Genomic DNA, 12,639 nt, shown 5'->3' with positions numbered 1-12,639 from the left:
GCCGGGAGCGCGGGGTCAGCGGCGCCCTCGACCGCTCTCCTTCTTCTTGTCGTCGTCGTCCGAACCGAGCTCGTCCACCCGGTGCTCGTCCCCCAAGTCCTTCGGCGCGGACGCCTGCGGCTCGTCCACGTCCACCCGCCGCGGGTCCACGTGCTTGTCCGCGTCCGAGAGCAGCGACCTGATCCCCGAGTTCAGCACCGCCAGCAGCGGCACGGACAGCAGCGCGCCCGCGATCCCGGCCACCACCAGGCCCGTCGAGATCGCCAGCACCACCGCCAGCGGGTGCAGCTTCACCGCGCGCCCCAGCAGCAGCGGCTGCAGCACGTGGCTCTCCAGCTGCATCACGCCGATCAGGATCGCCAGCACCACCGCCGCCGCCACCGGGCCGTTCGCGACCAGCGCGATCAGCACCGCCACCACGCCGGTGATCACCGCGCCGACGATCGGGATGAACGCGCCGAGGAACACCAGCGCCGCCAGCGGCACCACCAGCGGCACCCCGACGATCCACAGCCCGATGCCGACGCCGACCGCGTCCACCACCGCGACCACCGCGGTGGCCCGCACGTAGCTGACCAGCGAGGCGAACCCGCGCCGCCCGGCCAGGTCGGCCCTGGCGCGCACGTCGCGCGGCACGATCCGGGTGATGAACCGCCAGATCCCGTCGCCGTCGTGCAGGAAGAAGATGAGGGTGAACAGGGCCAGCACGAGCCCGGTCAGCAGCTCGCCCACGGTCGCCGCCGTGGTCAGCGCGCCCGAGGTGATCTCGCCCTGGTTGGCCTTGACCGTCTCCAGCAGCTGGTCGACGTACTGCTGGAGCTGGAGCTCGCTCAGGTGCAGCGGCCCGTCCTTGAGCCAGTCCCGGATCGTGCTCAGCGACGCGGTGACCTGGTTCTGCAGCTCGGGGAGGCCGTTGGAGAACTCGGTGATCACGAACGTGAGCACCCCGCCGACCACCGCGAGCCCGCCGACCAGCACGAACCCGGTGGCCAGGCCGCGCGGCACGCCCACCCTGGTCAGCTGCGTCACCGCGGGGGACAGCAGCGCGGCCAGCAGCAGCGCGATCCCCACCGGGATCATCACCGACGCCATGTAGCCCACGGCCTGCGACACGATGTACAGCGCGCCGACGACGGCGACGAACCGCCAGCTCAGCGCCGCGCTCACCCGCAGCAGCGGGGGAACCTTGCTGCTCTCCCAATCCGGTGTGCCCACGCCGATCACCGTATCCCGCCCACCCCCGCCGGGGTCCCGACTTCGCGCAGCTCAGCAGTACCCGTCACCGGACCTGGTCAAGCGCGCCACCCGGATGATCGGATCGGGAGGTGGAAGCGATCAGCGCAGCAGAGGAGCGGGTGGCCGCCGCCTTCGCGGGCGGCACGCGGCTCAGGTTCGGCGTCAGGACCCCGCAGCGCGAGCGGACGGTGCGCGGGGCGTTCCTCGCCGCGCTGCTCAACGGCACCGCGACCATCCGGCCCGCGACCATCAGGGCGGCCGTCGCCGAGACCGACCCCGAGGAGCACCCGAAGCCCCGGTCGACCCCGGCCAGGTTCATCCCGGCCAAGTTCGCGTCCGCCCGCACCGCGCCGCCGGGGCCGCCCGCGCTGCGGCTGATCAACGCGCACGTCGTGGGCCTGCTCGGCCTGGAGGGCGCGCGGATCGAGCACGTGGTCGACCTGCTCGACTGCACCTTCGAGCAGCCGCCGGACCTGCGGATGGCCCGCCTGGTCGGGCTGCGGATGCGCGGCTGCAAGGTGCCGGGCCTGCGCGCCCGCAACGTCCGGGTGCGCAGCGACCTGGTCCTGGAGGCCGGGTTCACCAGCGACGGCGTGGTCGACCTGACCGACGCCACCGTCGACGGCACGTTCCGCCTGGCGGGCGCGGTCCTGCGCGGCGGCGCGCACGCCCTGCTCGCCGCCCGGATCCGGGTCTCCGGCTCGCTGATGGCGGTCGCGCTGCGGGCCCAGGGCGAGGTCCGGCTGCGCGGCGCCGACTTCGGGGGCAGCGTCCACCTCGGCGGCGCCCGGCTGATCAACCCCGGCCACAACGCGCTGGAGGCCAGCGGCGTCCGCGTCGCGGGCAGCCTGTTCTGCGACGCCGAGGGCGGCCGGTTCACCGCCGAGGGCCGGGTGCTGCTGGACGGCGCGCGGGTCGGCGGCAACGTCGTCCTCTCCGGCGCGCGGCTGCGGGCGAGCACCGTGGAGCGCCCGGTGCTGGTGATCCCGCGCGGCACCGCCGACGAGGCGGCGGCGCTGGTCGCCGACCGGATCAGGGTCGACGGCAACGTGGAGCTGGACGACGGCTTCACCTCGACCGGGACGGTCCGGCTGCCGAACGCGGAGATCGGCGGGTACCTGCGGCTGTCCGGGGCGCGGATCGGGCAGAAGGCGCTGGTCGAGCGGGCCATCAGGGCGCGGGCGGGCGAGGCGGGCAAGGCGGGCGCGGGTGGTGCGGGGGAGGACGGTGGCGTCGACGTCCCCGCGGGGGCCACCACGAGGCCCGCCGGAACCGCTGCCGCCGGAACCGCTGCCGCCGCCGGGTCCGCCGAGGTCGGGGACGAGCCCGAGCCCGGCGCCGAGGACGACGGCATCCTGCACATCCCCGTCGCGCTGCACGCCGACGGCGTCCAGGTCCGGGGCGACCTCGACGCCAGGGGCGCCGCGCACGGCGCGTTCACCGGCCCGAGCGCCCGCGAGGCCGCGCTGCTCGCCTACGGCCAGGTCCGCCTGGTCGACGCCCGCGTGCGCGGCAGCGCCAGCCTGTCCGGCGCGCGCCTGGTCGGCCCCGGCATCGACGTCCTGTTCGCCGACCGCTTCAAGGTCGGCGGCACGCTCTTCCTGCGCGACCTGCGCGCGCAGGGCTCCCTGCGCCTGCAGAACGCCGAGATCGGCTCCACCCTCGACTGCTCCGGCGCGGTGCTGCGCGACCCGCGCCGCCGGGACGACGGCACCGCCAAGCCCTCGCTGGACGCCCGCGTCGCCACCGTCGGCAAGGACCTCCTGTGCAGCGGCGGCTTCACCGCCGAGGGCGGCGTCCGGCTGCTGCTGGCCGAGGTCGGCAAGACCGCCACGTTCGCGGGCGCCCTGCTCGGCCACGACCCCGACGGCACCGCGCTGGGCGCCAGGGGCATGACCGCCCAGCAGCTCGTGCTGCGGCTCGACGCCGAGCAGGCCCCGCGCGGCCGGGTCGTGCTCACCGGGACCCGCGCCGCCTCGGTCGTGGACGGGCCGGGGCTGTGGGCGGCGGGCGGCGGGGTCGCGGTGGAGGACTTCACCTTCGGGTCCATCGCCTCCTCCCCGGACGTGGACGTGCGCACCCGGCTGCGCTGGCTGCGCGAGGTGCAGCCGGACTTCGCGCCGGGCCCGTACGAGCAGCTGGCCACCGTCTACCGGGAGGGCGGCGACGAGGAGCTGGCGCAGGTGGTGCTGGTCGAGAAGCAGCACCGCCGGTACTCCGAGCTGGGCCTGGCGCACCGGGCGTGGGGCTTCCTCCAGCGCTGGACCGTCGGCTACGGCTACCGGCCGTGGCTGGCGATCACCTGGCTCACCGCGTTCTGGCTGTTCGGGGCCCTGTGGTTCCAGTGGCACGAGATGCTCAAGCTCAACGACGACGAGTCGCCGGTGTGGAACCCGTGGCTGCTGGCCGCCGACCTGCTGCTGCCGATCATCGACCTGGGGCAGGACAACCGCTGGCAGTTCACCGGGGCGTCCCAGTGGATCGCCAGCGCGCTGATCGCGGTGGGCTGGATCCTGGCGTCCACGGCGGCGGCGGGCGCGGCCCGCGTGCTCAAGCGGGTCTAGCGGGGCCCGGTGGGACGCCGCCGTTCCGGTTCGGTCGTCCACGAACGGCTGACCTGCGGCGGCGTTCCCGCGAGGGGCGCGTGACACGGAAGAACCGAGATTTTCTCGGCTACCCCGCGTCATCCTGGTGAAACTCAGAGTGGCGATCACACGATCCGGCGAACAGAGCAGTCAAGGGGTGCGCCAAGGGGAGCAGCCCTGGCAGGCTCTCGGCGTCGGCCAGCCACGGCGGTGATCGTGCGGGTCGGCTCCCCAAGTCCGTTTTCCCAGGTGGAGGTACCAGCGTGTCCGCAGCGGCGCAGCGAGTCGGGAAGGTGGTCCGCTTCCGCGGATTGCTGTCCCGCGCTCTGCTCGTCGCCGGTGGCGCGCTGGCTGGCACTGCCGCCGCCTGGGCGCTGTCCGCCGCTCCCGCCTCCGCCGAGACCCTCGACCTCAACCCGGTCGGCGTCCTCTCGGAGGGCGTGCTGGGCGGCGGCCCGCTGAGCGAGGTCCTCTCCCCCGTCGACAAGGCGGTGGACGACCTCGACGCGGCGATCCGGGCCCAGCGCGAGGCGCTGGTCGAGATCCCGCGAGCCGACCTGGGCCGCGTCGCGGAGGACATCCGCGGCGCCGTGGGCCAGGTCGGCGGCCTGCTCGGGGTCGAACCGGTGCTGCAGGTGGTCGAGGTCCAGGACGCCCCGCGCGTCGACGCGGCCCTCGCGCCCACCGCGATCCCGGCGCTCCCCGAGCAGCACCAGGCCCCGGCCGAAGCGGAGGCCGCGCCCGTCGCGGCCCCCGAGACCCCGGCCGCGGCCGAGGTCGAGGCCCAGCAGCGGTCCACCAGGGCCAGCGCCGCCCCGGCGGCCCCGGTCGAGCGGTCGCGCAATGAAGCGCCCGCAGCCGAGGCGCGCCCGGCGCAGCCCGTCACCCCGGACCGGCCGTCCGTCCCGGTCGTGCCCGCTTCCGGCACGCCCGCCCACTGCTCGTGCGGTGCGGACGGCGCTTCCTCGTCCAACAACAACGGCGGCGCGCTCTCCACGATCGCGTCCACCTCCGGTGTTCCCACCGCTGCGGCGCGGGCACTGCTGCCCGCCACCGAGCGGAACACCGCGATGCCCGGCAAGCAGCCCGGCATCACCCCCGACTGATCACCGCGCGCGGTTTCGAGGCGGCACACCCGTGCCCCTCGGTCTCCGGCCTGCGCGCTCTTCGCTGAGCACCGCGTTCCGGGCGATCCGCCGCGCGCTCTTCCGAAATCGGGTGGTCGTCCCCCAGACGCCGTCCGCGTCCGACCACCCCCCATTCACTGATCGAAGGAGAAAACATGCAGACCTGGGCCAAGCGCGGTCTCCAGTCCGCACTTGTCACCGGTGGTTTGCTGATGCTCGGCACGGGCATCGCCTCCGCTGAGGAGCGGGTCAGCCCCGACCTCGCCCCCTCCATGCTCGACAGCATCGGCCAGGAGCTGGCCGACGTCGACATCGAGATCCCCGTCCTCGTCGAGAAGAACGCGATCGGCGTCCTGGGCGACGCGGTCGAGCTGCCCGAGATCGACGAGAAGCTCGTCGTCCCCTCGCTCAACACGATGATGGGCAAGCAGTCCAACCCGCTCGTCAAGGACAGCCGGGGCATCGGCTCCGACCAGATCATCCGCAACAACCGCATCGTCGGCGACCTCGTCGTGCCGGTCATGGTGTGCGGCAACGCGATCGGCGCGCTGGGCGACGCCTACGTCGAGGCCGACTGCGAGCAGGAGGCCAGCAGCACCCGCACGACCATCACCGACGGCTCCCGCGACTCGCTCGCGGGCAACGTCGTCGCCATCGCCGCCGCCGTGCCCACCTCGGTCACCGGCAACGCGATCGCCGGCCTGGGCAACGCCGAGGCCAACACCACCGCGTCGCAGTCCGCCGTCGCGGGCGGCGACATCACCACCTCCGGCGAGCGCGGCTCGCTGTCCGGCAACGTCGTCGCGGGCCAGTGGGCCGTGCCGGTGCAGCTGAACAACAACGCGGTCGGCACGATCGGCAACGCGCTCGCCAACGGCTCGTCCGACGTCACCGCCGAGGTGCCCGGCACCATCACCACGAGCGGCGCGGACAGCTTCGGCGGCGGCAACGCGCTGCTGGCCCCGCTGGCGCCCATCGCCGCCGTGAACGGCAACGCCGCGGGCGTGCTCGGCAACGGCGACGTGCTCGCCGAGAACTCGGCCACCGCCACGGCGGGCAGCGAGCACACCGGCATCTTCGACCTGCCCACCTACGCGGAGACCTCGGGCAACCGGGGCACCCTGGCGGGCAACATCCTCCAGCCGCAGATCGCCGGGCCCATCTCGGCCGACGACAACGCGGTCGTGGTCGCGGGCAACTCCACCGCCACCTCCTCGGCGTCCAACTACTCGCAGGTCGGCGGCTTCACCAGCACGACCGGCGAGAACGGCACGCTGTCCGGCAGCATCGGCGACCTGCCGATCGGCCTGCCCGCCGCGGTCGGCGGCAACGGCGCGGCGGTCCTCGGCAACGCGGCGGCCGACCACACCAACGACTCCACGACGCTGGTGGGTGGCAACACCTTCACCAACGGCGACGGCGCCGTGCTCGGCTCCAACGTGGTCTCCGCCCCGGTGACCGCCCCCGCCGACCTGTGCGGCACCGGCCTCTCGGCGGGCGGCAACGCCGACGGCAACTGCAACAACCTCGTCACCACCGAGGTCGGCGGCCTCAACGCCAGCCGGGGCAACGACAGCGTCGTGTCCGGCAACCTGGTGTCGCTGCCCTCGTTCGTGCCCGCCGAGTCCTTCGGCAACGCGTTCTCCGTGCTGGGCCAGGCCGACGGCACGGCCGACGAGGTCAAGGGCTCCGCGGTCGGCGGCGAGCCGAACACCCGCGACGACGACGGCACGGTGTCCAGCAACGCGGTCGGCCTGCCCACCGCGCTCGGCCTGCAGATGCACAGCATGGCCGGTGGCATCCTGAGCAACACCAACGCGACCGCCACCAGCGACAGCACCTTCGACGTCGGCGGCCCGGCCGAGGCGACCGGCAAGCACGGCTCGATCTCCGGCAACATCGGCTACCTGCCGACCAACAACATCGCGCAGGTCTTCGGGTCCGCGGTGGGCGTCGGCGGCAACCACTACAGCAACAGCGACAACTTCCTCACCTCCACGGTCGGCGGCGACGCCGTCTCCACCGGTGAGGACGGCGCGATCGCGGGCAACGTCGCCTCGGTCCCGCTGGCGTCCACGCTCCAGTCCTTCGGCCACTCGGTCGTGGTCGCGGGCAACGGCGACGTCGTCACCACCAACACCGCCGACGTCACCACCGGCGGCAACGTCGCCACCAACGGCGACAACGCCTCGGTGTCCGGCAACGGCATCGCCCCGCAGATCGGCCTGCCCGCGCAGGTGTTCGGCATCGCCGGTGGCGTGGCGGGCAACGGCAACACCACCCACACCAACGACAGCACCCTCGTCGTCGGCGGCGACCACGACACCTCGGGCCTGGACTCGGCCGCGTCCGGGATGCTGGTGACCGCGCCGATCTCCGGCAACCCGGCCGTGCACGGCGACGCCGTGTCGGTGCTGGGCCTGGCCGACAGCGTCACCGACTCCACCGCCGTGACCCAGGTCGGCGGCAGCACCGAGACGGTGGGCTCCGGCTCGCTGTCCGCCGCCGAGGTGTACGCGCCGGTCGAGGCCGCCGCGACCGTGGTGGACGTGCCCGCGCAGGTCCTCGGCACCGCCACCACGCTGGTGTCCAGCACTCACGACGTCGAGACCGGCGACGAGGTCGACGGCGCGGCCGACACCAAGGGCATCAACCTGCCCAGCTCGGTCGACCGCCACCTGTCGATCACGAGCCTGCCGCTGCTGAACAACGTCTTCATGATGGAGCGCTCGTTCCAGGGCGACCTGCCGGTCGTGGGCGGCCTCGCGGGCGGTCTGCCCGTGGTCGGCGGCCTGACCGGCGGCCTGCCCGTGGGCAACCTGACCGGTGGCGGTCTGCCGCTGGTCGGTGGCCTGGCCGGTGGCCTGCCGGGCATCAGCGGTCGCAGCGCCCAGGGCGGCGGCCTGCCGGTCGTCGGTGGCCTGACCGGCGGTGGCCTGCCCGTGGTCGGCGGTCTGACCGGTGGCGGTCTGCCCCTGGTCGGTGGCCTGACCGGTGGCGGCCTGCCGGTCGTCGGCGGTCTGACCGGCGGTGGCCTGCCCCTGGTGGGCGGCCTGACCGGTGGCCAGCGCTCCTCGGCCCCGACCCTGCCGACCGACCAGCTGACCAAGGCCACCAGCGGCCTGAAGGTCAACCCGCTGGAGCAGCTCGGCGGCCAGAAGGGCGGCTCGCCGCTCGGCTCGCTGCTGGCGATCCCGTCGATGTTCGGCTCGCTCTGAGCGCTGAGCACGACTAGCTGAACCACCCTCCCGCTCGGCCCCCGGCGCGACACGCGCCGGGGGCCGGGCCCTTGTCCGGGGGTGTGCGCCGAGATCCGCGCGGCGCCAAGCGCTTGCGGGCCTCGCGGGTCAGTTCTCGCGGTCAGTTCTCGCGGGCCCGGTCGCGCCCGCGCAGCCGGTCCTGCGCGTGCCCGACCAGCGCGTGCACCGGGATCGCGCCGTCGCCGGTCACCCAGCACACCCGCACCCCCGGCCGCACCCGCGCGCCCGACACCCGCACCGCGCGGCCCGCCAGCTCGCCGACCCGCGCGGCGACCGCCTCGCCCGTCCCGTTCGGGTGCTCGGCCACCACCGCGAACTCGTCGCCGCCGTACCTGGCCACCGTGTGGTCCGCGCGCAGGCCGGCCCTGAGCCGCGCGCCCAGCACCACCAGCAGCTCGTCGCCCCGGTGGAACCCGTGCGCCCGGTTCACCTCGGCCAGGTGCCGCACGTCCAGCAGCACCAGCGTCACGAGCGTGCCGTGCGTGCGCGCCCGCACCAGCGCCTGGTCCAGCCGGTCCAGCAGCAGCGCCCGGCCGGGCAGCCCGGTCAGCGGGTCGACCAGGCCCGCGCTGTGCGACACGTCGGCCTGCACCGGGCGCAGCAGCACCAGCACCCGCTCGTCGAGCGGCCGGTACTCGGCCCACACCCGCGTGCGCGGCAGCACCACCGGCAGCACCAGCGTCGACCGGCTGCGCAGCACCTGCCCGGCCAGCTCGGCCCGCGACGGCAGCGGTGCGCCCGAGTCGTCGCGCGCCTCACCCGCCGCGCCCAGCTCGGCGGCCACCCGGTTCTCGGCGAGCACCGCGCCCCGCGAGTCCAGGAGCAGCACGCCCACGGGGAGCTGCGCGAGCAGCTCGTCCCAGTGACCGATCCGGGTGCGCATCGCAGTCGCCTCCCACCGCGGGCTGCACGGGCCTTCTTCGCAGCCTCCCCGCGCTGAGCGGGCATTTCAACACCTGCGCGACCACCCGGTCCGGTGATCTTTCAGCTGATCTTGCCCAGCGGCTCGTCGGGGAGCCCGTCCGCGAGACCGGCGAGCAGCGCGGCGAACGCGCCCTCGGACACGATCGGCACCCCGTACGCGCGGGCCCGCCTCGCCTTGGTCGACAGGGAGAACGGGTCGGCCGCGACCAGCAGCGCCGTGGCGCGCGTGACGTAACCGGAGTTCACCCGCAGCCCCGAGCCCAGCGCCCGGCCCACCCACACGTCGCGCGCGTCGTCCATCTGCCCGGTGAACACCACCAGGTCGCCCCGCGCCAACCGCACCGCCGACCCCGCGCCGCCGGCTGCCGGACCGCCGGCACCCGGAACACCGGTCGCCGCAACACCAATCGCCGGACCGCCGAGCGACCCACCCGCCAGAGCCCCGCCTGCCAGGACTTCGCCCGACCGCGTCCCACCGGCCCGAGTCCCACCGGCCAGAGTCCCGCCGGACAGCTCGACCGGTCGCGTCGCACCGGCCAGCGCGCCCGACCGCGGGGCGGCGCCCGCCAGCAGCCCGCTCGCGGGAACTCCGCCCGCCGGCGCCGTTCCCGCAGGCGCCATTCCCGCCGGTCCGGCGCCCGCCGTCCCCGCCAGCACCCCACCCGCCAGGTCGGCGGCGCCCCGCCGCACCTCGGGCACGTCCGCGCCCAGCGGCGGCAGGTCCAGCGCGCCCGCGCCGGGGACCTCGGGCAGCCGCGCGAACAGCGCCGCCGCCGCGTGCGCGTCGGCCAGCGCCGAGTGCGCGTCCAGCAGCGGCACCCCGGCGTCGGCGCAGCAGTCCCGCAGCGACCGCCGCCCGCCCGACAGCCGCATCGTGCACAGCCCGTCGAAGTCCGCGTCCACCCCGACCCGGCCGAACTCGGCGGCCAGGAAGCGCGCGTCGAACGCCAGGTTGTGCGCCACCAGCACCCGACCCGCCAACCGCCGGGCGAGCGCCCCCGCCGCCAGCGCGAACGTCGGCGCGCCCCACACGTCGGCTGCCCTGATCCGGTGCACGTGCTGCGGTCCGAGGTCCCGGCCGGGGTTCAGCAGCGTGCACCACTCCCCGGTGACCCGCCGGTCCCGGTCCAGCTGCACGACGGCCACCTCGACCACCCGGTCGGACCGCCGGAACCCGGTCGTCTCCACGTCGACCACCGCGTAACCCACGCGGACGAACCTACCGTCAGCGCATCTCCTGCAGCCCGAGCACCGACAGCAGCCGCAGCGCGTCGTGCCCCGGCGAACCGGGCGGGGCGGTGAACAGCACCACGTGCTGGTCCCGCTCCGGCACCACCAGCACGTCGCAGTCCAGCGGGATCGGGCCGAGCCGGGGGTGCGCGACGACCTTCGCCATGCCGTGCTCGCCCGACACCTCGGCCACCCGCCACAGCTCCACGAACTCAGGGCTGCCCCGCAGCAGCTCCCGGACCAGGTCCTGCACGCCCCGGTCGCGCGGGTAGCGGGCGGCCACCGCGCGCAGGTGCGCTGCGGCGAACCGGCTGAACCCGCCGCCGTCCTCGATCCCGTAGTGCCTGCGCGCCGGGTCCGGGTCCAGGAAGTACCGGCGGATCATGTTGCGCTCCCGCTGCGGCACCGCCGAGAAGTCCTCCAGCAGCGCCGCCGCCAGCGGGTTCCACGCCAGCACGTCGTACTTCGCGTCCAGCACCACCACGGCGGTGTCCGGCAGCCGCTCCACCAGGTCCATCACCCGGTCGGGGACGTCGCGGGACACGCCCGGTGGTTCCGCGGGCCGCCCGCACAGCGCGTGCAGGTGGTCCCGCTCGGCGTCGGTGAGCCGCAGCGCCCTGCCCAGCGCGACCAGCACGTGCCGCGACGGCCGCGGACCGCGCGCCTGCTCCAGCCGCGTGTAGTACTGGGTCGAGATGTGCGCCAGCTGCGCCACCTCCTCGCGCCGCAGACCGGGGGTGCGACGCGGCCCGCCCGAAGGCAGTCCCACGGTCCCCGGTGCCAGCCGCTCGCGGTGCGACCGCAGGAAGCGGCCCAGCTCAGCCTTGTCCACGCCCCCGAGGATGCCGTCCGCGACCGCTCGCTGACAGGTACGGGCAGGGCCTGCCTGAGCGCTTCGCGGCGCGGCACGGTGGAGCCATGACCAAGACCGGACTGCTGGCCGACAAGATCACGCTCGTCACCGGGGCCAGCCGGGGCATCGGCGCCGCCGCCGCCCGCCTGTTCACCGCCGAGGGCGCCACCGTCGTGCTCGCCGCGCGCAGCGAGGACGCGCTCAAGGCCCTCGCCTCGGAACTGCCGGGTGCCTCGTACGTGGTCACCGACCTGGGTGACAAGGAGAGCATCGACCACCTGGTGCGCACGGTCGTCGAGCGGCACGGCAGGCTCGACGCGGCGTTCAACAACGGCGGCACGGCCACCCCGCCGCACCCGCTCGCGGACGTGACCGAGGAGGACCTGGACCGGGTCGTCCAGGTCAACTTCAAGGGCGTGTTCCACGCGGTGGCCGCCGAGGTCAAGGCCATGATCGCCACCGGCGGCGGGGCGATCGTCAACACCAGCAGCGTCGGCAGCCTGATCGCGAACCCGGCGCTGCCCGCTTACGCGGCGGCCAAGCGGGCGGTGAACAGCCTGACCGAGTCGGCGGCCGTCACCTACGGCGGCGCGGGCATCCGGGTGAACGCCATCGCGCCCGGCCTGACCCGCACCGAGATGGTCGACGACTGGGAGTCGCACGACCCCGGCGTGATCGACCGGATCGTCGCGTCCACCCCGCTCGGCAGGGCCGCCGCGCCCGAGGAGGTGGCGGAGGCGGCGGCCTGGCTCCTCAGCGACCGCGCCTCGTACGTGACCGGCGCGGTGCTCCCGGTGACCGGCGGGACCGGCATCTGACCCGGTGGCCCGCGCCCGGCCGGATCAGGGCGCGGGCTCCTCGCCGCTGGCCATCGCGATGGCCTCCTCGACGGTGTCCGCGATCGGGATGATCTCGTCGAAGCGGGCCAGCTCCAGCGCGTCCAGCACGGTCTCGCCGACCCCGGCCAGCGCGAGCGCGCCGCCGTTGGCCCGCACCCTGGCCAGCGCCCCGGCGAGCACGCCGAGCCCGTGGTGGTCCAGCGACTCGACCCGCTCCAGGTCCAGCACGACGAGGAACGCGCCCTCGTCGATCTCCTCGACCACCAGCTCCGTCCAGAGCTTCGGGGAGGTGAACAGGTCGACCACCCCCGAGATCCCGGCGACGAGGAACGAGCCCTCGCCGTGGTCGACGCGGTGCTTGCTCACCTTCAGGCCCATGCGGGCTGCCTCCCCGTCGGTAGCGGGTGCCCGGCCCTCGTGGGCCTCGGCTGGGTGTCGTCCCGTGCGGACGCTGGTCTCGACCTGCCTCGATTCTTCGGCTTCTCCCCCGATGATGTCATCGAAGATCGGTTCCAGCGCTGCGGCGCGGCGGTGGACCGGCGCCGCGGCGGGTGGAGCAGCGGGGTGGTGCGGCCGAAACCGCAG

9 protein-coding genes are annotated in these 12,639 nt (G+C 74.7%); 4 read left to right on the top strand and 5 right to left on the bottom strand.

Features of this window, described 5'->3' with window-relative positions; genetic code table 11:
• Window positions 1–15: 15 nt before the first annotated feature.
• Entirely contained in the window at window positions 16–1,224 is a 1,209-nt protein-coding gene (locus AMIR_RS34945; RefSeq protein ID WP_015805721.1) for an AI-2E family transporter, read from the bottom strand.
• A gap of 101 nt (window positions 1,225–1,325) precedes the next feature.
• On the opposite strand from AMIR_RS34945, the gene AMIR_RS34940 reads away from it, so the two are divergent.
• The 3 genes from AMIR_RS34940 to AMIR_RS34930 all read left to right on the top strand — a co-directional run bounded on the left by AMIR_RS34940 (window position 1,326) and on the right by AMIR_RS34930 (window position 8,166).
• On the top strand, window positions 1,326–3,800 hold the full coding sequence (locus AMIR_RS34940; RefSeq protein ID WP_187313469.1) for a hypothetical protein: 2,475 nt from the start codon (window positions 1,326–1,328) through the stop codon (window positions 3,798–3,800).
• A 284-nt stretch (window positions 3,801–4,084) separates the two neighbouring features.
• Window positions 4,085–4,927: a hypothetical protein gene (locus AMIR_RS34935; protein WP_015805719.1), complete on the top strand. Its 843-nt coding sequence runs from the start codon at window positions 4,085–4,087 to the stop codon at window positions 4,925–4,927.
• A gap of 176 nt (window positions 4,928–5,103) precedes the next feature.
• Complete coding sequence (locus tag AMIR_RS34930) at window positions 5,104–8,166, top strand: beta strand repeat-containing protein (protein WP_015805718.1); 3,063 nt, start codon at window positions 5,104–5,106, stop codon at window positions 8,164–8,166.
• 142 nt (window positions 8,167–8,308) lie between these two features.
• Here the strand turns inward: AMIR_RS34930 and AMIR_RS34925 are convergent, their stop codons facing one another.
• From AMIR_RS34925 to AMIR_RS34915, 3 genes are all read right to left on the bottom strand, one after another.
• A complete protein-coding gene (locus AMIR_RS34925; protein WP_015805717.1) occupies window positions 8,309–9,091 on the bottom strand; it encodes a diguanylate cyclase domain-containing protein in 783 nt (260 codons plus the stop codon).
• Window positions 9,092–9,192: 101 nt separating this feature from the next.
• Window positions 9,193–10,341: a 3'-5' exonuclease gene (locus AMIR_RS36575; protein ID WP_015805716.1), complete on the bottom strand. Its 1,149-nt coding sequence runs from the start codon at window positions 10,339–10,341 to the stop codon at window positions 9,193–9,195.
• A gap of 16 nt (window positions 10,342–10,357) precedes the next feature.
• Complete coding sequence (locus AMIR_RS34915) at window positions 10,358–11,194, bottom strand: helix-turn-helix transcriptional regulator (protein ID WP_015805715.1); 837 nt, start codon at window positions 11,192–11,194, stop codon at window positions 10,358–10,360.
• 86 nt (window positions 11,195–11,280) lie between these two features.
• Here AMIR_RS34915 and AMIR_RS34910 point away from each other — a divergent pair, with 86 nt between their 5' ends.
• Window positions 11,281–12,033 carry an SDR family NAD(P)-dependent oxidoreductase gene (locus tag AMIR_RS34910; protein ID WP_015805714.1) on the top strand — a complete coding sequence of 251 codons (753 nt, stop codon included), beginning with the start codon at window positions 11,281–11,283 and terminating at the stop codon, window positions 12,031–12,033.
• Window positions 12,034–12,057: 24 nt separating this feature from the next.
• Here AMIR_RS34910 and AMIR_RS34905 read toward each other — a convergent pair whose 3' ends face one another.
• Complete coding sequence (locus tag AMIR_RS34905; protein ID WP_015805713.1) at window positions 12,058–12,432, bottom strand: STAS domain-containing protein; 375 nt, start codon at window positions 12,430–12,432, stop codon at window positions 12,058–12,060.
• Between the last annotated feature and the right edge of the window lie 207 nt (window positions 12,433–12,639).

It is taken from the genome of Actinosynnema mirum DSM 43827, assembly GCF_000023245.1.
Taxonomy (GTDB): domain Bacteria; phylum Actinomycetota; class Actinomycetes; order Mycobacteriales; family Pseudonocardiaceae; genus Actinosynnema; species Actinosynnema mirum.
The sequence above is the reverse complement of the archived record's forward strand: the minus strand, read 5'-3'. Positions and strand labels throughout refer to the sequence as shown.

What these genes read in the sequence shown, in the direction of transcription:
- AMIR_RS34930 (WP_015805718.1), top strand. Translation starts at nt 5,104, where the DNA reads ATGCAGACCTGGGCCAAGCGCGGTCTCCAGTCCGCACTTGTCACCGGT.
- AMIR_RS34925 (WP_015805717.1), bottom strand. Translation starts at nt 9,091, where the DNA reads ATGCGCACCCGGATCGGTCACTGGGACGAGCTGCTCGCGCAGCTCCCC.
- AMIR_RS34910 (WP_015805714.1), top strand. Translation starts at nt 11,281, where the DNA reads ATGACCAAGACCGGACTGCTGGCCGACAAGATCACGCTCGTCACCGGG.
- AMIR_RS34905 (WP_015805713.1), bottom strand. Translation starts at nt 12,432, where the DNA reads ATGGGCCTGAAGGTGAGCAAGCACCGCGTCGACCACGGCGAGGGCTCG.